Raw genomic sequence first — 19,476 nt, forward strand, 5'->3', positions numbered from 1 at the left:
AATAGTGTGTTAGTTAATATATACTCTGGATTTTGAAGATAATCCCATAGCATTCGCTTCTTCAGTGTCAAGATGACACTCCAATCTAAATGAGTCGCTGACTCGTACCACAACGTTCTCTAGTACACCGCCACGCCCTCCAACTAATCGCAAGCTAACCTCTTGTTGATCTGCCAGACCATAGTGTTTCGCATCAGATCTTGTCATATGAATATGACGCTGAGCAATGATGGTTCCTCGTTTTAAAATAATCGTTCCTTTACTACCAATAATGGTCAGTCCAGGTGTTTGATCTATTTCGCCAGATTGCCTAACTGGTGCTTTCACACCTAGTTTGAAGCAGTCACCTGCTAAAATTTCCACTTGTGTCTCTACTCTTGCAGGGCCTAAAACACGTACTTTTTCAATGGCTCCTTTTGCTCCAGCAATTAAGACTGTCTCTTTACAGGCATATTGTCCTGGTTGAGACAATTCCTTTAAAGGAGTCAACTGATATCCTTGGCCGAATAGCTGAACAATATCTAGCTCAGACAAATGAATATGCCGATTAGAAATCCCCAATGGAATCCCTTCATCTGACTGCCCATCTAAGTCTGCCGCTAAGATATCAACAAAAAGCTTGGCAAACTCTGTCGATTTTGTCATTAATCGCCACCACTTTTCTGTAGTAATCTCACTAACTCCGATACTAAATCCACTAATCCATGTGACTCAGATGAGTGCGAAGGTAAATCTGGCAATTGCGGACACTCTTTAATTCCGTATGCCACACGTTTGATATTTATCAAATGTAGAGGCGTCACATTATCAGAGGTGGCACTACCTCCCCAAGTTCCACAGCCTAAAGTAAAGGCCGGAGAAAGTCCTGTACTGACACCAACACCACCATGTGTTGATCCTGTATTAACCAAGATTCGGAAAACAGGTTTCTCAGAGAATTTCATGACAATGTCAGGATTTTCAGTATGAATGGAAAAACTGTGACCAATACCACCATTATTAAGTAACGAAATAGTCAATTCACATGCTTCTTCCCAATCTTCAACTGTGTAAAATCCTAGAACTGTTGTTAATTTTTCATAAGATAGAGGGTCACTTGCTCCAACAGATTGCTGTCTTCCTAATAACACCTTCGTTCCTTGAGGTATTTTAATACCTGCTACCTCAGCGATTACTTCTGGTGAACGCCCAACGAGCTTCGCATTCATCGCATGTCCTTTTACAAATAAAACTGAGGCTACTTTTGCTGTTTCTTCAGCAGTCATAAAGTAACACCCTTGTTGTTCAAACTCACGAACGACTTCCGCTTCAATGATTTTTTCAACAATTACCGTCTGTTCAGAAGCACAAATCGTGCCATAGTCAAAAGTTTTACTGGCGATAATATTCGCTACAGCTTTTGGAATATCTGCACTTCGTTCGATATAGGCTGGAACATTACCTGGTCCAACCCCCAACGCCGGCTTGCCAACACTATACGCTGACTTAACCATCGCAGCACCACCTGTTGCAATAATCAAGGCAATTTCTTGTCGGTGCATTAATTCATTGGTGGCAGCCATTGACGGTTTAGAAATACATGTCACAATATGGTCTGGGGCACCAGCCTCAACAGCTGCATCGTTCATTAACCGTGTGGCCCTCATCGTTGCTTTTAACGCTGAGGGATGAGGGGAAATAACAATTCCGTTACGGGCTTTGATGGCAATAATCGCTTTATATATAACCGTTGACGTCGGATTAGTAGACGGCACAATCCCCATTAGCAAGCCCATCGGTTCGGCAATTTCGATTACTTTGGATTGTGAATCGTTTTTAATAATTCCGACTGTTTTCATCTCTTTAATAAAACGATAAAGCTCAGTTGAAGCATGACGATTCTTAAATGTTTTATCTGAAACCTTACCAAATCCTGTCTCTGAAACAGCCATTTCTGCCAATTCGACAGCATGCTCTTCTGCTACTTTAACCATGTTTCTAATAATTCGATCAATTTGGTGCTCATCAAAGTGAGCGAGTTGTTCTTGGGCTTTCTTACCCGCCCGAGCTAAACTCCGGGCTTCTTGAATAGACTGCAAGTCATTATCAAAGACTTCCAACTGATTTCCTCCTTCTTATCTACTGGCAAATGAGACGACAACAGCTTAACTACTCACGCTCGGCTAATTTCTCATTAAATCGTTTGAGTAAGGTCGCCTTATTTGCCATAGCTAGTGCTTGTTCTGACAAACCGAGATTGTCATATTGTGTCGCTAGCTCTCGCAGTCGTTTAACTGATAGATGACTAAGTACTTCTTCTGACAATATGTCTGGTAAGTTGCTCTTCTCTACTGGCAAATCAATCGCCTTCACCCTTAGAAAAAGAGACTCTACTTCACTATGTGGTCGTGGAATCACATGATGGGTTTTCAAATGGTTCGGGCCAAACTGTAAAACAGCAGTCACACCTGCATCAACAGCCGCCTTAACAGCTCCGACATCACCTGTAACTGTGATTGCCACCAAACCACCACCTACAAAAGATCGTTCTAGCAACTCGACTTGTGCTGTTTTTAACATTGTATCGGCTGCTTCAATTGCTGGAATTAACCCCTTTGTTTCAATTAACCCAATTGCATTCATCTAATCCCTCCTTTGCTATAAGTGTCTCAATTAATCTATAGAAATTTTCTTGATTACCAATAATTGAGTTGCCTCTTTAATTACTATTTTTCGCTCCAATTGAGGAGGAAAATAATGAATATCACCTTTTTTACTTTCAAATTGCTTTTGATTAATGGTTGTTACTAGTTCACCTTCCAAGACAAAATAGATGGCTTCCTCTGAGAAGGAGCTGTCAACAACTCCTTTATTTAAATCCACTATTTCAACTTTCAATTGATTAAAATTGGCAAAAAGAGTTTGTTTAGCTATTCCCTGTTTAGAATCACTTGGTTCGAAACAAATCGAATCACCATCGATTAACTGAAAACCTGATGAATCTTCTTGACTTTTAAAGGGCTCTTGTCGGCTTAATACATTGATCATTTGCTGTAACAGCTCTTGATCTGAACAAAGCCGAGCCATTATCATGCTGATGTCTCCAGAAGCCAACTTGTTTTTTTCTTGTTTGATAAAACGAATTCCCGACTCCACAGCTAAATCCATTGCAGCTGCTGTAATAATGGTTTCCATTGGAATATGACAGGTATTTTTCTGGTCATCGATTAATTGTTGAATATCTGCGACACAGATAAGTTGCTTCATCTTTCCTCACCTACTCTCTTTTAAAAGTGGCAGTCCTCATCAATAATGCCAATAACAGCTGCATCCACAGGCATCGCTCTTTCTTCAAAAATAAGTTTGGCAGAAGAGCCCGTGCAAATAATCACGCGGTCGCCAATCCCTGCGCCAATCGTGTCTGCAACAATTAATCGCTGTTTCTCTTCTTGATTATTGATAACTTCCGCTAACATAAACTTCAGACCATTGAGTGAGTTGATCTTTCGCGTTGCCCATATATTGCCAACTAATCTCGCTGCTAACATCCTAATCACTGCCTCTACTTTTTTTCATGTTAATTTTAATATCTGATAATGCCGTTTCTACCGAAGCCGTATCACCAAACAGAGCCAACAATATCATATTCTGGGGACAACTACCGCGAATATCAACCGCCACAATTCCAGCTGCCTTCTCTGCTAAATCGGCTACATAAACCATATCGATCAATTTACCTTGAATTAAGCCAATCGCATCATAATCTCTAAATTGCTGAGATGCAGACTGACTCATACCCATTCGTCTGGTAATAATGTCCAAAGCGCCCTCAGAAGGAGATTGAATTATACGATAGTCCATGTCCTTACCCTCTTTCTATAAAACAATTTCTGTACAACTTAAAGCAATGCCAATCGGTGTTACAAACATCGGATTGTCCGGTTTAAATGTCGGAATCTGCGTTTCTTTTTCAATAATGCTTTCTATTCCCGTCAGACAGCAAGTACCACCTACTAAATAAATCCGACTGACATTGAAAGAGCTAATTGCCTGATTAACAATACTGGCAACTTTTTCAATAACAGGTGTTAATATTGGCAGTAACTCCTGATGATTTAGAGCATTTCGTTTAAATTCGTCCGCTTTTTCAAAAGACAAACCATAGGCACCTGAAACCACAAGCGAAAAATGAGTCCCACCTGTAGCTTCATCCGTTACACCAATTACTTGTCCTTCTTCCAAAATCGTAATCCCCGTCGTTCCACCACCAATATCGACGATTGCCCCATTCCGAATGTTTAAAACGCCATTAGCTGCAGTCGGCTCATCTAGCAGTGCCGTAATCTCAAAACCAGCTGCTTCTACCACGTGGCGAATAACACCTGAATCTAGTGTTTCCGTTCCTGGAGGTAAAGCTGCTGCACAATAATGCAACTCAGTCGCAAGCTTTTGTTCAAGCTCCATTTTTAGTTCTTTAACAATTTGAATGGCGCCAAGATAGTCAACAATCATGCCATCTTTGACAACATTGGCATAGCGATAAGCACCAGCAACAGGTTGCTGATTTTCATCAAGAACCGCTAACACAATGCAGGATGTACCTAAATCGACACCTGTATAATAACTCTCAGTTTTAGATCTTTTCGGCGTTACAATTACTTCTTCAAATGCCGCAATAAGTTGATTGGAGAATATAATCGGTTCTTTTATATTAATCGTCATTCAGTCTCACTCCTAAGCAGTCTGATAATGGTTGCACCGATGGCACTTTGAATTTTACAAAGCTCTGTCTGTAATTGTTGACAGTCCACATTTTCGGTGATCTCTAATTGATACGTAATCTGAGTTACTAATTCTGCTAAAGAAGCATTAAAACAATTTAAAATCGCTAAAGCTCTTCCTTGAGGCAGTTGAACATGAAAAGGTCTGATCTCACAAGCACTCCCAAGCTCAGTACTGCTAACCAAATCACTTTTGGGAATTGGCTGTCCCCTTTCATATGCCTTTTGTACGCTGATTAAATGCTCATGCCAACCCATTACTTCCTCAGCCAAGGTAAGATGATTGTCGAGTAATAAGCTAAAACCTAATAAAAAAAAGGAAGACATTTTTTTGCAGGAAGCGAGAATTTCCTTGTTAACATTCGACACTGACTGAGTGGCCCCCCTCTTCTTCTCTTGGATTATTGTTACCTGACGATCAATAAGAAACTGCCGAGCCTCTGGTGTTAAGCGCGTCTCAAGCTGCAATTGAAATGTCTCAAAAGGACGTTGACGATACTGTCCTTTTAAAACCTCCTCCGTAATGAATAACATTCGCTGACCTCCTCCGCTAGTTTTTACTGATGACATTAGTCGTCAAGTTGTGCCACCCATCTCCGCCTTATATCAGCTAATTCCCGATTCGTTAAATCAAAGAGAAAATAAGGCGGCGTCACCCCCGCTGCTTGTAACACTTCCTCGGCAAACATCTTTTCTTCCTCGTTAGTTCCTCGAACCATCCCAACAACAGGACAAGGAAAACTTTTAGCAAAGTTCGGTGGAAAAACACTAATTGTATCTTTGCCATTTGCCAACAATAAAATTAGGCCAGCAGTTTGAGATAAAGAGAAAATGTAACGATACATCGATGGATTTTCTAGATAACCAGCCGGTATGTCCAATGTATACTGACCGTAGATGGCATCTTGACGCTTCTTTAAAGGTTTTTCTGTCTCATTTAGCCAATTGGCAACTGATGACTTGCCGCTGCCTTGAGCACCGATAATCATAATCTGCTTTCTCATGTTCGAGTGACCTTCACAACACTAAAACCTAGTAAATGTTGAAGTGTCTCATTAACTGCTATCAGAGAAGCCTCCACACTAGCGATATCACCTGTAATCACCAAGGAACCAGTAAAACGATCTAAAAAGCCAATTTCAACTGCCCCTGCTTTTGTCGCCACATCCGCACCGATAATTGCCGTTTCTGAAGGCGTAAATGTCATGATTCCAACTGCACCAAGTTCAGCTACGCCTAATCTTTCGCAAATATCTGACATCGGCGACGCTAAAATATGAGCAAGAGTCACCTGCTTTCCAGGTACTGATTCTTGAATAACTCGCTCCATTACTGCCCCTCCTTAATGTCGAATAACTTTTACTGGAAAATCATAGGTTGCAATTTGTTCCTCAATAACATCTAAGTCTTCTTCGGATAAACTCAAGTCTTCCTTGACCGTGTAAATTTTATCTAATTGATCGTATTTATTAACCCCTAATTTATGATAAGGCAGCAAATCGATTCCCTGAAAGTTGCTACGGTCCTTAAATGGCATTAAAAAATTTATCGTTCGACGAATTGTCTCAGAATCACTATTTAGCCCTTTCATCAGCGGCATTCTTACTTTAACTTGATACCGCCGCTCAATTAATTCCATCAAATTTTCCAAAATCCGCTCATTTCTAACACCTGTATATTCTAAATGTTTATCAGGATCAATATGTTTCATATCATATAAAAACAAGTCACAAAACTCAGCAATTTTTAGCAATGATTTTAATGGTGCATGACCACATGTTTCAATCGCTGTGTGAATGCCAACTGTTTGACATTCCATCAATAAATTTGCGGCAAAGTCCGGTTGGGTTGCGACTTCTCCGCCCCCTAATGTAACACCACCACCAGAAGTTTGGTAAAAAGGCAGATCCTCTTTGGCAATCGCCAATAAGTCTGATATTAAGCGATCTTCACCAGCAATTGAGAGAGCTTTTTTCGGGCAAACTTCTTCACATAAACGACAACCACTACAATTAATACTACGATCCACATAGTGAACGCCTTCTTGTTCATCCATTTTATGAATCATTAATGGGCAAACCTTGACACATTCACCACAATCTATGCACATTTTACACTGATACATGACTTGATATTTTCGCTCTAAACTTTCAGGATTCGAACACCATTTACATCTTAATGGACAACCTTTAAAAAAGAACAAGGTGCGAATACCTGGACCATCGTAGATAGAATATTTTTGTATATTAAAGATGCGCGCTTTCCGCTCAATTTGCATGATATTTTCCAATTATACTCACCCTTGTTCGTCATATTTCCGATTAAAAATGCTCTAAGACTGTCCGACTAATAATTTCATCTTGGACTTCCTTACATAACTCTGTAAAGTAAGCACTATATCCTGCTACTCGAATAATTAAATCGCGGTAATTATCCGGATCTTCTTGAGCCTTTAATAAGACTTCATTATCGACATAACTAAACTGCATCTGACCATTTCCTAAAATTGAAGAAGTCCGCAACAGCGTAATCAATCCTTGGCGACCTTCTGGCGTTTCTAAAATACCTTTCAACAACTTGAAATTGTGCACCATCCCGATGTTCATCGCAGCTACATCCATCTTAGAAACTGATTTAATAATCGCAGTTGGCCCTTTTTTATCCGCGCCTTGCGTTGGACTAATACCATCAGAAAGTGGTGTCCATGCCCGGCGTCCATTAGCACTAGCACCTAACATTTCACCAAATGGTGTATTGTTTGAAATCGATAGTGTACCATGACTAAAGATTGAATAAAGAGTCTTAAACTTACTGTGAGTTCGTTCTGTCCAGTTGATGATATCCGCTGCAATTAAATCCGCATAATCATCATCATTACCGTATTTAGGCGCATCTAAACAATCGCGACGAATTTGCTCATATCCAACAAAGTCAGCTCGAGTAGCATCACGAATCTGATCCAATGAGTATTTTTTATCATCGAAAACTAGCTTTTTAATTGCAGCCATTGAATCTGCATAGGTACCTAAACCTGACCAAATTAAACCTGGCCCCCAGTTGTTAACACACCCGCCAGCGGCAACATCACGCCCATTTTCCATACATCCTTCCATCATCAATGACATCAGAGGTTTAGGTGCAATATCGCGGTGAACCCGTTGACTAATAACAGTACCAACAGCTGACAAACGAGTGATATATTCAATTTGTTTTTTTACAGCTTCATCAAATTCTTCATAGGTGTTGTATTGATCAATGCCACCTAAATCTAGCCCTGGATTTAGCTTACACCATAACATCTCACCTCTGTTTAAGACAAATTCGATGGCAACAGGGAATTGGGTGTAGCCAGTTGACGTCCATTGATACAAACGACCTGATTTTTGAGGCTCTACACATCCCATTAAACAATAATCACGAGCATCTTCCATATTAAAGCCTTTAGCTAACATCATTTTAATATGAGAATCATCAAAATGGATTGCCGGGAATCCCAGACCCGCTCTTACAACATCAACAATTCGTTCCAAATACTTTTGTGGCGACTGGTTGTGAACACGACATGCTAATGACGGTTGATAAACGCCAACATGGCGAACGGCATCCATCAACAAGTAAGTCAAATCATTGGTGGCATCACCACCTTCTCGTTTAAGCCCGCCTACACACATATTGACAAATGGTTGGTAGCCAGCGAAATGCTTTGATCCCCCCTCACTGGAAACCCACATCATCTCAGAACACTTAATAAGGAAACAACCTGCCATTTCAAACGCGTCATAATCAGTTAAACGGCCGGCTTTTTTATCTGCTTCGTAAAACGGATAGATATATTGGTCCATACGACCAACAGATAACCCAGTTTGATTTTCTTCAAGCATAAACAGCGATTCAACTGTCCAAACTGATTGCAATGCTTCTTGAAAGTTTCTTGGAGCATTGGCTGGTACATGGGCGTTGACTTCGCCAATCTTTCGTAGTTCCTCTTTTCGACGAGGATTGTTTTCTTTTTCAGCTAATTCAAAGGCATGATCCGACAATCGTTTTGCGTAAATCATAACCCCTTCAGTCGTGTCTAAAACAGATTTATAGTAATAAATACGATCAATGTCTTCTGGCTTTTCCATTGACAAGTGTTCCAAATGAGCTAAGGCTTCCCGTTTGATATCTTTCATTCCTTTTTTCATTAAAATCACATCATAGCCCGGATTAGAATCACCACCACCATTAATTTGATGATAAGATAAATCACTGACAAAGGCCTCGCCAGAAAATTCCCAAAGTCCTGCTTCCCGATATTGTTGTTCACAAATTTCATCCAAAGAACGGCCTTCCCAAAACGGAAACAGTTCTTCTTTCATCACGCGTTTATCTTCATCAGAAATATAAAATGGATCTTGTGGGCGATTGTGAATCGTATCCAACTCATCGCGAGTCCAGCGCCAAGCAATATCTGGTGAAAAAGAACCAGCCCGTGGTGCCCCATTTGGATGACCAACAATTAATTCATCATCCTGGATTAGCAATGGTGCTGTTTCACAAGCTTTTCTAAATGCTTTTGCTCTTAGCATAATTTGCGGTAAACCTGGATTTGCTTTCGTTACCTCAGTAAAGGCCAAAGCTCGCTGAATGGTAATCGACGGCACTGCCGTTAAATAATGATCTTTCAAGCGTTTTAAGCGCTCCGTCATACCTTCAGGATAGCTTCCATCCTTTGGAATATCAGGATTGGCAACCGAATGATTTGTGGCACATGAGGTATTGACGACACCATCTGGTTTGCCTAATTCTTGAGAAATACCTTGGAACAGTTTTAACATTGCTGTCTTTTCGTCTGATGTCATATTTTTAGTTGCATCAGCGAATTTTTCAGAAATTTCATTTACATTCATTTGTAACCCTCTCATTCTTTTCGTTTATTAGTAAATCATCTGATAAATGGCTTCCAAGTGAGCCGTTGTCGGTGATACAGGATTAGTCGGCGTACAGCGATCTGCTAAAGCCACTTTTGCCATTTCTGGAACCGCTACTTGATAGTCTTCTTCCTTAAGGCCTAACTGACTTAATCCAGACTCAACGCCTAACTGCGTTTTCAATTGGCTGATGGCATCTAAATAACTGACTACCCCCTCACGAATCGTCCTAGCAGGTAGACCCAACATTTTGGCTAATTGAGCGTATTTTTCAGCTGCCTTCGTTTCAGCTGTACCAGCCAATTGAGCGTTATAACTGATTACTTTTTCTATCAGCAGCCCATTACAACGGCCATGTGGTAAATGAAAACGACCACCGATAGCATGAGATAAGCTGTGAACAATGCCTAATCCAGCATTATTAAAAGCTATTCCTGCCATACAGGAGGCATTATGAACCCGATCTCGAGAGTCATCATTGCCAATATCTTCATATAGTATCGGCAAATGTTGGAACACCAAACGAATAGCTTTTTCAGCTAAGGCATCCGTAAAATCCGTTCCATTAATTGCCACATAAGCTTCCGTCGCGTGGGTCAATACATCCAGTCCTGTGTCAACTACTACTTGTTGCGGCAGTTGGTCTATACAGCTAGAATCAAGAATTGCCAGATCTGGACTTAAAGAGTCATCTACAATGACCACTTTTTGATCGGCAGCGGTAATCACAGAAAAATCAGTTACTTCTGATCCAGTTCCACTTGTAGAGGGAATAGCAATAAAATAAGGTTTTGCTAGTGGTTCTTGACTCATTTGCACCGCATAAAAAATCCCCTTTGCAGCATCAATAGCTGAACCGCCTCCGATGGCAACCATCACATCTGGCTTAAATTCCTGATAAACTTTTATACCCGCCGCAATCACTGCTGTATCTGGATCAGGTTTCACGTCACTAAAGATTTGTGACTGAATCCCTGCTTCAGCTAAGTACCCTTTAACTTTTTCTAAATACCCCAATTGATCCATAATCTTGTCTGCCACAATTAATGCAGAATGACCTGAAATAGTTTTTAAGGTCTCTAACGACCTTTGGTTCATTACAATTTTAGTCTTTAAGGTGAATTGATTAATTATCACTCTCACTCCTTTATCTCATTAATAATCTGCCGCAAAATCACTTCAATTGATGGTTGAGTATTCCCTTCATTTGCCGTTACTGAATGATTCTCTCTTTGACTAGGAAAGCACTCCTCAAAACGTCGAACACCATACCCAACTTTTCGAATTCTAACAAGATGTTCTGGTGAAATATTGTCAGAACCTTGGACAATCCCTAAAGAGGTACTACCTAAGGTCATGGATGGAAATAAATTAGTGGTTGCTCCCATGCCACCTAACGTAGACGGTGTATTAACAAGCACTCGTGCCACTGGTTTTTTCATGGCAAACTCTCGAATGACTTGTTCATCTTTAGAATGAATGACCAATGTATGACTCTTGCCCCCTTCCATCAATAATTCGATACACTTCTCGCAAGCCTCTTGCCAATTAGGTTCTACAAACAACGCCACAATTGGACTAAAGAACTCTTGAGAGAAAGGGTTATGGTCAGACACATAGTCTTGCTCATAAATAAAAATGCGTGTCTCCTTTGCGACCTCAATCATTGCTCGCTTGGCTAATTCCTGCGCCGAGCAGCCAACGCTTTCAGCATTTAACTCACCGTTAGCTTTAATTAAAACGCCTAGCAAACGTTGTGCCTCTGCTTCACTTAAAAAATGAGCGCCTTGTCGATTTAATTCGTCTTTAGCTCGTTCGGAAATTGGACCGTCTAGAACAATTGATTGTTCAGCTGCCGAAACAATACCATGGTCAAATGTTCGACTCTCGACTATGTCATGAATCGCCTGTTTAAGATTACACGTCCGTTCAATAAATACTGGACCATTACCACTACCTCCATAAATAAACGGTTTTCCCATCTGATAGAGTTTAGGAAGTAACTTAGGTATCCCCGTGACAATTGTAAGAGCCGTTTCCTCATGGCTCAACAAAGCATCTGTACTTGTGGTCGAAACCAACTGCATGCAATTAATTCCGCCATCTGGTAATCCCGCTAATAAAGCAGCTTCTTTCAAAAGTTTGACCGTTTGCTGAATCGTTTGTTTGGCTCGTGGGTGTGGTGAGACAATAATTGAATTGCCTGACTTTATAGCAATCAAAACATTGTGAATTGTCGTTGATACTGGACTTGTAGCTGGAATCAATGACACGATGACACCCAGCGGCACACCAATTTCTAAAGTCTGATTATGCTGATCTTCGGCAATAACCCCAACATACTGTTTACCTGACAATTTCTTACTCACAAATTCACAAGAAAAACGATTTTTCAACGCTTTGTCTTGGTATCTGCCATAAGCCGTTTCCACCACCGCTGCCTCGGCTAACTCCTGACAATAGGGAATCATCGCTACCGCCATTTGATCGACAATTTCATCTAGCTGATTTTGAGAAAAGTCTCGCAACTCAATCGCCGCCTCTTTCGCCGCCTCAATGTGGATGCGAGCTTCCTGAATTGCTAGCAAATCTTTGTCAACCTTGTACATGTCTATCACTCTCCTTTTGGTGCAGCATCACATGTTTAGGCGTCACCTTAGTCAAACGAATAGCGCGCAATAATTTTTTCGATTTCTTCATGAGGATGTGGAATCACGTTTTGAGTGTAAACTTCTGCGCCCATATTTTTTACTGCTTCAACACCGGCTGCAACCGCCGCTTCAACTGCGCCAACATCTCCTTTGACAAGGACAGAGATATAACCTGATGCCACATTTTCATAACCGACTAATTCCACATCTGCTGATTTACACATCGCATCAGCTGCTTCCATAACAAACACTAAACCAAATGTCTCAATAAAACCTAGCGCTTTAATCATTCGACAATCCCTCCACTATCAATATCATGAGCCATGACAATATGCCCAATAGGACGAATTGGCCTTGGCATCACATTACTAGCAGTGACTTTTCCAATTTTTTTTGCCGCCTCAACACCTGCTGCAACTGACGAAGTGACAGCGGCCACATCCCCCTTAACCATGACCGTCACTAATGTCGATCCGACATTTTCATATGAAACTAGCGCTACATCTGCTGCCTTCAACATTGTATCTGCCGCTTGAATCGCAGGCACCATGCCGATTGTTTCAATTAGGCCTAAGGCTTCATCACCGTGATATTCCATCTAACTGCTCCTTTTTGTCATTTTTGTTTGTGTTTGACTAATTGTCAAAGACTTAGTTAAACACGCCATTGCTTAAGTACCTAAATAGTAGCATGTCGCTAATTTAGAAAAACGCAGATTCTTTTATTTATGTGGTACTTTTGTAACCGATTTCCATTAAAGGATTGGATTATTTTGCTTTTTTAGGATTTTTCTGTTATTTCCTTGGAGAATAGACACCATTTCCACTTTCCCTCACTGAAGTCATGCCTTATACTTTTTTTCACAAGTGAAATAGAGTATAATTGTTGATAAAGTAAGCTTTCCATAAAATGCGATTGGATGTAATGTGATGATAAACAGAGATGAAATACGACAATCAACTAATATAGATGAACTGATAAACGAAAAATTACAAGAAGTCTTTGAAGACCCGACCTTAACCTTTGATCGATCCATCTTTACTGGCGGACTAACAAATTACAATTATCGGATGCACATTCAAGGAAATGATTATGTCATCAGAGAACCAGGAATATTGACGGACATCATGATCGATCGCTCAATTGAACAAATAAATACCAAGGCTATTTCTAACCTTGGTATCAACTCGACATGTATCTATTTTGATGCGACAACAGGAATTAAAATTAGCAAGTTTATTCCCAATAGTCAGAACTTAGCCCAAACGAATCCTTTCAGTTCAGAAAGCCTTAAAGCAGTCACAACACTGCTAAAAAAAGTTCACATGTCAACAACGCCTTTTGGCACAACCTTTGATTGGAAAAGTGAGTTAGCAAAATACGAAACCGTCATTAAATCAATAAATGGCGCTTTATTTTTTGACTATAACTCATTAAAAGCCAAACTCTATGACTTTTTTGATAAATATGTCACAAATGTCCAATTCGTTCCCTGTCACAATGACACTGTCCCAGAAAACTTTTTGGTTGATGATGCAAATAATTATTATTTAATTGATTGGGAATATTCTGGTTTGAATGATTTAAATTTTGACTTGGCGGCCTACATCGTTGAAACACGGTTGACAAAAGATGGGATTGATCAATTGTTAGAAAACTACTACGGAAATCAGATCCCAGAAGACGCTATCCAAAAAATGAAGGCATATATTCTGGCACAAGACTTACTGTGGACTGTTTGGGCTTTGATTCGTCATTACTGTGGCGATAATTTTTTGGATTATTGTGACATGCGCTATGAACGGTTTAGAAAGAACATGATAAATTTAACTAACGATCCTGATTATCCCCTAGATAAAATGGTTGAAAATGAGAACCGCGGGGACAGCCCTTAAGTAACTCTACGTCAAATGATGTGGATAGCTAGAATTTAATCGAAATTATCTGTAATTAAAGCGGCTCTGTCGATGATGACAGGGCTTCTTTTTTTGTATAAAATTACAGCTAACTCAGATGCAACGTTTGCAGTTCCAAAAACTTCGGTACCCCATAAACCACTCTTTTGATGAGCTGTATTTTAAAGATCGTACTTAAAACATACCTTTAGAAAAAAACGCAAAAAAAATCACATAACGTTGATAACCGAGATATCTTAAATGAAATGGCTAATCGACTCCATGTAAATAAAGCATATTTTCCCTGGAATCGGTTAGTCGATATGATTTCGTCAAAAGAAAAGTGGCAGATAAATGAGTAAAATCATCTTTGAACAAGCAATTGAATTGTATGAGCACGCGATTGATATCATAGGTTTCTATTTTTTTGCACTAAAATAGGTGTGAATGATTTTTCTTCATCCACACCATAAATTATACAAGTGTAAATTCAAAACTCTAGTTTACATAATATTTATATTGTTAACTTAGTACCGTGTCACAAAAAAACTTTTCCAACAATCGTCAGAAAAGTTTGAAAGTCTATATTCGATTAATTGCCTCATTGATACTGATAAGTTCCTCTTTTGTTAGATACCGCCATTGTCCTTCAGCCAAATTCCCTAATTGAACATTCATTATTCTTTTGCGCTTCAATGTAACGACCTGATAGCCTAATTCTTGACACATTCTTCTGATTTGACGATTTAAACCTTGTTTCAAGGTTAGATTAAAACTTCTATTCCCGATAGGTTCAATTTTAGTAGGTAATGTTATTTGGCGTTTATCCGCAACAGGATTATAGATCATGACACCTGTTTCCATATTTTTAACAAACTCACTGTCTATTTTCTTATCAACCATGACTTGATATTCTTTATCGTGACCATTTTCTTCCCTAAGAATTTTATTCACGATATCTCCATCATTAGTCAGTAAGATTAGTCCTGTTGAATCCTTATCTAAACGTCCGATAGGAAAGATCATCTCGGGGTAATTCATAAAATCTGTTAGATTCCCAGGAATCGCCTGATCTGTTGTGCTTGTGACGCCTTTTGGTTTATGTAAGGCGATGTACACTTTTTCAGTCTTTAAAGTGACTGGGTTGCCATCAATTGCCACTGTTTGGCCAGAAGTCACCCTAAGACCTACACTTGCTAACTCACCATCGACAGTAACTCTACCAGCTTCAATAAGACGATCAGCTTCGCGACGCGAACAATGGCCGGTATCGCTAATAAACTTATTTAAGCGTAAACTGTCTTTTGCTTCGTGCTGAATGTGTTGCCCCTCATTTACTTGATTTATTGATTGTTGACGTGCTTGTTTCATGATTTACTCCCTTTAACTTATCAATATAGTCTTCATTAGCTAGCTCCTATGATTATAACACAAAGCTATCCAGTCGTTGAGCGTTTCTGCCATTTTATTTCTCGGTCCGATATTGTTGACCTAAGCCCCACTTCTTTTAGTGTTGAGGTATAATAAATGAGAACAACCAATACATTTATTTAGGAGGACAAAATGAAGGCAAAAGATTCATCACTGACCCCACAAAATGACTTTTACGAGTATGTCAATGCTAAGTGGTTAGAAACCGCAGAAATTCCAGCAGATAAACCCGTAACTGGATGCTTTAAGCAACTCGCAGAAGAAGTTGAACAACTTTTAATGACAGATTTTGAAGGATATTTGCAGAATCAAGAAGATCATCCTGAACCTGAACTCAACCATTTTATCAATTTTTATCGATTGGCTACCGACTACAAACAGCGAGATTTAGCTGGCGCTACCCCACTACTCCCTTATTTAGCCGAAATAGAACAGTTAACTAATTTAGAGCAGTTCTCAAAACTTTTGCCAAAATGGATTTTAGAAAGTCGGCCATCACCTTTTTCTCTAACGATCGATGTGGATATGAAACAGACAAATCAGCATCTTTTTTTTGCTTCAGCTCCACAATTATTTTTACCAGATAAAACCTATTATGACACAAGTAACGAATCTGGCAAGAAACTTAGGAACGTTTTTACAGATATGATGCTTCAACTTCTCAAGTTTGCAGGTAAAACAGAGGAGCAAGCTAGAAAAATTATTAAAGAAGCAATTGAATTTGATGCATTATTGGCGCCTCATTCGAAAAGTTCTGAAGAAGAAGCAGATATTCTGGCTTCTTACAATCCACAAACTATAAATGAATTTGCCAAGAATAGTTCCTATCTTGATTTCACAAAAATAGTAACGGACCTTGTTGGAGAAACACCTACTGATTTAATCATGACAGATCTTGCCTATTTCCAAGCTTTCGACAAAATCGTGGTACCAGAGAATTTTTCCAAACTTAAAAGTTGGATGGTAATTGTCGAAACGCGTCGCTTAAGCAGCTATCTAAGCGAAGAAATTCGTCAAACAGCAGGACTCTTCGACCAAGCAACCTCCGGGAGCCAACAAGTTACTAAGCAAGAGAAAGCGGCTTACTACTTAGCTTGTCATTATTTTGACCAGATAATTGGCAATTATTATGCCAGACGATATTTTGGAGAAGAAGCCAAACAAGACGTCCTAGGGATGGTTGAAAAGATGGTCTCTGTTTACGAAAAACGTCTAGTAGCAAATACATGGCTCAATGATGCCACGAAAAACAAAGCGATTATCAAATTGAACAAACTTGGCATTCAAGTTGGCTATCCTGATAAGCTACCTGCTGTATACAAAAAATTTATTACCATACCTGCTGAATCTGGCGGCACTCTTCTGAGTAATGCTCTGAGATTTGAACATATTCGTCAGATGGATATGTTTGCTAGATATAGAAAACCAGTGGATCGTTTAGAGTGGGAAATGAGTCCCGATATGGTCAATGCCTATTATCACCCGTTTAAAAATATTATTGTTTTTCCAGCTGCTATTCTTCAAGCTCCTTTTTATAGCTTAAACCAAAGTAGCAGTGCAAATTATGGTGGAATCGGTGCGGTGATAGCTCATGAAATATCCCATGCATTTGATAACAACGGGGCTTCTTTTGATGAGTATGGCAATTTAAGTAATTGGTGGTTAGATGAAGATTTAGCATACTTTAAAAATTTAGCACAAAAAATGATTTTACAATTTGACGGATTACCCATTGGTAGTGGCACAGTTAACGGAACTTTAACTGTTTCTGAAAATATCGCAGATGCTGGTGGTTTAAGCTGTGCTCTAGAAGCTGCTAAAAGTGAGCGCGAGGTTGACCTAGATCAGTTTTTCACCAATTGGGCTACTATTTGGCGCATGAAGGCCTCCGCAGAATATACAGATTTACTATTGACGATTGACGTTCATGCTCCTAATAAGTTGAGAGCAAATATTCAACCTCAAAACTTGTCTGAATTTTACACCACCTTTAATATTACAGAAGGTGACCCAATGTTTACAGCTCCAGAACAACGATTAACCATTTGGTAATCAAGAGTGTCTCGATTTTAGCTAATTAAATACCACATCATCGTTAATAAGATATATATTAAAATTCGGTAACCCAAGTAATTATTATATTTGATTACTTGGGTTAAATTGCTTTTCAATAACATCACACCAGAAGGATATCGGGGATCTTTATAATACCAGGACTCCTTCTCTTTGGGAAGATTATCATCAAGCGAAAAAAGGGACAAATTGATATATGCCGGTTCATCAAAGGATTTCTTATAGATACCAATTGCTATTATTAACCCGAGAATCATCAAGATAACGGGTAACCAACGAATAACGTATAATACCAGGGAAAAGGTTAAAACAATTTGGAGATACAACATTAGTTGTTGTTGTTTCATCATTGACTCGTTAGAGGCACGTAACCATTCTTTAAATTGTTTTTCAGTCATTGAAAGTCCTCCTCCCTACAAATCGATTGATAAAATAAGTTATTTATGTGTATTGTAACATGTCAAAACACTCAACTCTAGCCTCTGTTTTATTAAAGCTCTCTTATTGAAAAAAATCCGTAAAAAGAAAGGGAAGTAGTTTCCGCTACTTCCCCCCATAGGATGAAAAAAATTTTAAACAAAATTATTGTGAACATTTACATATTTAATATAACATCCTAAACAATATTAACCAAATCAGATTCTTCATGATGATATGCAGTTTTTGAATATCTTTGGATTCAAACAAATAACATCCCTCTAGTCCCTTACCTCAACTAATAGTCATTGCACTTCTCATTGAGATCGCTTAAGATAAGACTAAAGCTAACTTGCTTATTTGTACATAAGTTACAGAAAAGGACGTGAACATATTGACTCTTTTAGCACTAGACATTGGTGGTTCAGCAGTGAAACACGCTATTTGGCATAAAGATAACTTAATCGAAAAAGACAGCTTCCCTACCCCATTAACCCGAAAGTCGTTTTATGAAGCAATTAATGAGCTAATAAACAACTATCGGGGCAAGTATCATTTTTCTGGCGTTGCCCTCAGCTGTCCTGGAGACACCGATGAAACAACTGGCATGGTTAACGGCATTAGTTACGTTCCTTTTTTACACTTAGGTGAATTTCAACAGGAATTTTCTGAAGCCGTCAGCTTGCCAGTCACGATGTTTAATGACGCCAATAGCGCTGCTTTAGCTGAAATGACAATGGGAATTGGCGTTGGCCATCAGGAAGCTGTTTTTCTGATAATCGGTTCAGGAGTTGGTTTGGCAGTTGTGCACAATGGGAAAATAGCTATGGAAACCTCTGAAAAGATTGATCAATTGGATAAACTCGTTGCAGATGGTGTCAAAGCATTTAACAATAGTAAAGTCTCACCAGTTCATATTGCTCGAAGAGTCTCTTTAAAAAAATTAAAAATGCCCTCTGCGATTGATGGCAAAGATGTTTTTCAATTGGCCAATGACGGTGATCCGATAGCTACTAAAGAAGTTATGTCCATGTATTCATCGCTAGCTGAAATTGTCATCTCGATAAACGGAGCATTTAAACCAGAGTTAATCGGCATTGGTGGTGGCATCAGTAACAATCAAGAACTTTTGCCTAACTTAAAAAAAGCTGTCACAAACTTACTGGAAAAAGAGAGCGGATTACTCTCTATTTTTAAAACGCTCTTTAATAATCAGGAAGACTTACCCCAGCCTAATATTCAATTGTGCCAATTTAAAAATGATGCCAATCTTTTAGGCGCGATTATTCATTTTAATGAAACCAAAGACCTTCCCTAAAAACAGCCACCTCCCAGT

At 39.3% G+C, this 19,476-nt stretch carries 20 protein-coding genes and 1 pseudogene; 3 read left to right on the forward strand and 18 right to left on the reverse strand.

Features of this window, described 5'->3' with window-relative positions; all coding sequences use genetic code 11:
* Positions 1 to 9: 9 nt before the first annotated feature.
* The 16 genes and pseudogenes from I6N95_RS11595 to I6N95_RS11670 all read right to left on the reverse strand — a co-directional run bounded on the left by I6N95_RS11595 (position 10) and on the right by I6N95_RS11670 (position 12,922).
* A complete protein-coding gene (locus I6N95_RS11595) occupies positions 10 to 645 on the reverse strand; it encodes a phosphate propanoyltransferase (RefSeq protein ID WP_209527905.1) in 636 nt (211 codons plus the stop codon).
* The gene (locus I6N95_RS11600) at positions 645 to 2,099 is read right to left on the reverse strand and encodes an acetaldehyde dehydrogenase (acetylating) (RefSeq protein WP_209527908.1); all 1,455 of its coding nucleotides are present in this window, start codon (positions 2,097 to 2,099) and stop codon (positions 645 to 647) included. The genes I6N95_RS11595 and I6N95_RS11600 overlap by 1 nt, the downstream gene beginning before the upstream one ends.
* A gap of 262 nt (positions 2,100 to 2,361) precedes the next feature.
* A pseudogene (locus tag I6N95_RS27905) lies at positions 2,362 to 2,622 on the reverse strand (BMC domain-containing protein); the annotation flags it as partial.
* A gap of 30 nt (positions 2,623 to 2,652) precedes the next feature.
* Positions 2,653 to 3,246, reverse strand: a complete 594-nt coding sequence (locus I6N95_RS11610) for a cupin domain-containing protein (protein WP_209527914.1) — start codon at positions 3,244 to 3,246, stop codon at positions 2,653 to 2,655.
* Positions 3,247 to 3,266: 20 nt separating this feature from the next.
* Positions 3,267 to 3,527 carry a EutN/CcmL family microcompartment protein gene (locus tag I6N95_RS11615; RefSeq protein WP_209527917.1) on the reverse strand — a complete coding sequence of 87 codons (261 nt, stop codon included), beginning with the start codon at positions 3,525 to 3,527 and terminating at the stop codon, positions 3,267 to 3,269.
* Between the two features lies 1 nt (position 3,528).
* Positions 3,529 to 3,840 carry a BMC domain-containing protein gene (locus I6N95_RS11620; protein WP_209527919.1) on the reverse strand — a complete coding sequence of 104 codons (312 nt, stop codon included), beginning with the start codon at positions 3,838 to 3,840 and terminating at the stop codon, positions 3,529 to 3,531.
* A gap of 15 nt (positions 3,841 to 3,855) precedes the next feature.
* Positions 3,856 to 4,701: an ethanolamine utilization protein EutJ gene (gene eutJ, locus I6N95_RS11625; RefSeq protein ID WP_209527922.1), complete on the reverse strand. Its 846-nt coding sequence runs from the start codon at positions 4,699 to 4,701 to the stop codon at positions 3,856 to 3,858.
* Positions 4,698 to 5,294 carry a hypothetical protein gene (locus I6N95_RS11630; RefSeq protein ID WP_209527926.1) on the reverse strand — a complete coding sequence of 199 codons (597 nt, stop codon included), beginning with the start codon at positions 5,292 to 5,294 and terminating at the stop codon, positions 4,698 to 4,700. Before I6N95_RS11630 ends, eutJ begins: the two co-directional genes overlap by 4 nt.
* Positions 5,295 to 5,329: 35 nt before the next feature.
* On the reverse strand, positions 5,330 to 5,764 hold the full coding sequence (locus tag I6N95_RS11635; protein WP_209527929.1) for a EutP/PduV family microcompartment system protein: 435 nt from the start codon (positions 5,762 to 5,764) through the stop codon (positions 5,330 to 5,332).
* A complete protein-coding gene (locus I6N95_RS11640) occupies positions 5,761 to 6,090 on the reverse strand; it encodes a BMC domain-containing protein (RefSeq protein WP_209527932.1) in 330 nt (109 codons plus the stop codon). Before I6N95_RS11640 ends, I6N95_RS11635 begins: the two co-directional genes overlap by 4 nt.
* 12 nt (positions 6,091 to 6,102) lie before the next feature.
* Entirely contained in the window at positions 6,103 to 7,038 is a 936-nt protein-coding gene (gene cutD / locus I6N95_RS11645) for a choline TMA-lyase-activating enzyme (RefSeq protein ID WP_209528490.1), read from the reverse strand.
* Between the two features lie 43 nt (positions 7,039 to 7,081).
* A complete protein-coding gene (gene cutC, locus I6N95_RS11650; RefSeq protein ID WP_209527936.1) occupies positions 7,082 to 9,652 on the reverse strand; it encodes a choline trimethylamine-lyase in 2,571 nt (856 codons plus the stop codon).
* Positions 9,653 to 9,679: 27 nt separating this feature from the next.
* On the reverse strand, positions 9,680 to 10,810 hold the full coding sequence (locus I6N95_RS11655) for a 1-propanol dehydrogenase PduQ (protein WP_209527939.1): 1,131 nt from the start codon (positions 10,808 to 10,810) through the stop codon (positions 9,680 to 9,682).
* 2 nt (positions 10,811 to 10,812) lie between these two features.
* Positions 10,813 to 12,282 (reverse strand): aldehyde dehydrogenase family protein, encoded by a 1,470-nt coding sequence (locus I6N95_RS11660; RefSeq protein WP_209527942.1) that lies wholly within the window; start codon positions 12,280 to 12,282, stop codon positions 10,813 to 10,815.
* 47 nt (positions 12,283 to 12,329) lie between these two features.
* The gene (locus I6N95_RS11665) at positions 12,330 to 12,614 is read right to left on the reverse strand and encodes a BMC domain-containing protein (RefSeq protein ID WP_209527945.1); all 285 of its coding nucleotides are present in this window, start codon (positions 12,612 to 12,614) and stop codon (positions 12,330 to 12,332) included.
* The gene (locus tag I6N95_RS11670; RefSeq protein WP_209527948.1) at positions 12,611 to 12,922 is read right to left on the reverse strand and encodes a BMC domain-containing protein; all 312 of its coding nucleotides are present in this window, start codon (positions 12,920 to 12,922) and stop codon (positions 12,611 to 12,613) included. Before I6N95_RS11670 ends, I6N95_RS11665 begins: the two co-directional genes overlap by 4 nt.
* A gap of 331 nt (positions 12,923 to 13,253) precedes the next feature.
* Between I6N95_RS11670 and I6N95_RS11675 the strand changes: the two genes are divergently transcribed.
* Entirely contained in the window at positions 13,254 to 14,219 is a 966-nt protein-coding gene (locus I6N95_RS11675) for a choline kinase family protein (RefSeq protein ID WP_209527950.1), read from the forward strand.
* 582 nt (positions 14,220 to 14,801) lie between these two features.
* On the opposite strand, the gene I6N95_RS11680 is transcribed toward I6N95_RS11675, so the two are convergent.
* On the reverse strand, positions 14,802 to 15,590 hold the full coding sequence (locus tag I6N95_RS11680) for a pseudouridine synthase (protein ID WP_209527953.1): 789 nt from the start codon (positions 15,588 to 15,590) through the stop codon (positions 14,802 to 14,804).
* 192 nt (positions 15,591 to 15,782) lie between these two features.
* Between I6N95_RS11680 and I6N95_RS11685 the strand changes: the two genes are divergently transcribed.
* Positions 15,783 to 17,702 carry a M13 family metallopeptidase gene (locus I6N95_RS11685; RefSeq protein ID WP_209527956.1) on the forward strand — a complete coding sequence of 640 codons (1,920 nt, stop codon included), beginning with the start codon at positions 15,783 to 15,785 and terminating at the stop codon, positions 17,700 to 17,702.
* Positions 17,703 to 17,719: 17 nt separating this feature from the next.
* Here the strand turns inward: I6N95_RS11685 and I6N95_RS11690 are convergent, their stop codons facing one another.
* A complete protein-coding gene (locus tag I6N95_RS11690; protein WP_209527959.1) occupies positions 17,720 to 18,121 on the reverse strand; it encodes a hypothetical protein in 402 nt (133 codons plus the stop codon).
* A gap of 413 nt (positions 18,122 to 18,534) precedes the next feature.
* Here I6N95_RS11690 and I6N95_RS11695 point away from each other — a divergent pair, with 413 nt between their 5' ends.
* Positions 18,535 to 19,458, forward strand: coding sequence for an ROK family protein (locus I6N95_RS11695; protein WP_245249449.1), 924 nt, complete (start codon positions 18,535 to 18,537; stop codon positions 19,456 to 19,458).
* Positions 19,459 to 19,476 lie beyond the last annotated feature (18 nt).

Source organism: Vagococcus allomyrinae (assembly GCF_017829975.1).
Lineage (GTDB): Bacteria > Bacillota > Bacilli > Lactobacillales > Vagococcaceae > Vagococcus_D > Vagococcus_D allomyrinae.

Excerpts from the sequence above, each read along its gene's own strand:
- I6N95_RS11610 (WP_209527914.1), bottom strand. The coding sequence starts at position 3,246 with ATGAAGCAACTTATCTGTGTCGCAGATATTCAACAATTAATCGATGAC.
- I6N95_RS11615 (WP_209527917.1), bottom strand. The coding sequence starts at position 3,527 with ATGTTAGCAGCGAGATTAGTTGGCAATATATGGGCAACGCGAAAGATC.
- I6N95_RS11595 (WP_209527905.1), bottom strand. The coding sequence starts at position 645 with ATGACAAAATCGACAGAGTTTGCCAAGCTTTTTGTTGATATCTTAGCG.
- I6N95_RS11640 (WP_209527932.1), bottom strand. The coding sequence starts at position 6,090 with ATGGAGCGAGTTATTCAAGAATCAGTACCTGGAAAGCAGGTGACTCTT.
- I6N95_RS11620 (WP_209527919.1), bottom strand. The coding sequence starts at position 3,840 with ATGGACTATCGTATAATTCAATCTCCTTCTGAGGGCGCTTTGGACATT.
- I6N95_RS11660 (WP_209527942.1), bottom strand. The coding sequence starts at position 12,282 with ATGTACAAGGTTGACAAAGATTTGCTAGCAATTCAGGAAGCTCGCATC.
- I6N95_RS11675 (WP_209527950.1), top strand. The coding sequence starts at position 13,254 with ATGATAAACAGAGATGAAATACGACAATCAACTAATATAGATGAACTG.
- I6N95_RS11670 (WP_209527948.1), bottom strand. The coding sequence starts at position 12,922 with ATGGAATATCACGGTGATGAAGCCTTAGGCCTAATTGAAACAATCGGC.
- I6N95_RS11665 (WP_209527945.1), bottom strand. The coding sequence starts at position 12,614 with ATGATTAAAGCGCTAGGTTTTATTGAGACATTTGGTTTAGTGTTTGTT.
- eutJ (WP_209527922.1), bottom strand. The coding sequence starts at position 4,701 with ATGACGATTAATATAAAAGAACCGATTATATTCTCCAATCAACTTATT.
- cutD (WP_209528490.1), bottom strand. The coding sequence starts at position 7,038 with ATGCAAATTGAGCGGAAAGCGCGCATCTTTAATATACAAAAATATTCT.
- I6N95_RS11635 (WP_209527929.1), bottom strand. The coding sequence starts at position 5,764 with ATGAGAAAGCAGATTATGATTATCGGTGCTCAAGGCAGCGGCAAGTCA.
- I6N95_RS11630 (WP_209527926.1), bottom strand. The coding sequence starts at position 5,294 with ATGTTATTCATTACGGAGGAGGTTTTAAAAGGACAGTATCGTCAACGT.
- cutC (WP_209527936.1), bottom strand. The coding sequence starts at position 9,652 with ATGAATGTAAATGAAATTTCTGAAAAATTCGCTGATGCAACTAAAAAT.
- I6N95_RS11680 (WP_209527953.1), bottom strand. The coding sequence starts at position 15,590 with ATGAAACAAGCACGTCAACAATCAATAAATCAAGTAAATGAGGGGCAA.
- I6N95_RS11690 (WP_209527959.1), bottom strand. The coding sequence starts at position 18,121 with ATGACTGAAAAACAATTTAAAGAATGGTTACGTGCCTCTAACGAGTCA.
- I6N95_RS11685 (WP_209527956.1), top strand. The coding sequence starts at position 15,783 with ATGAAGGCAAAAGATTCATCACTGACCCCACAAAATGACTTTTACGAG.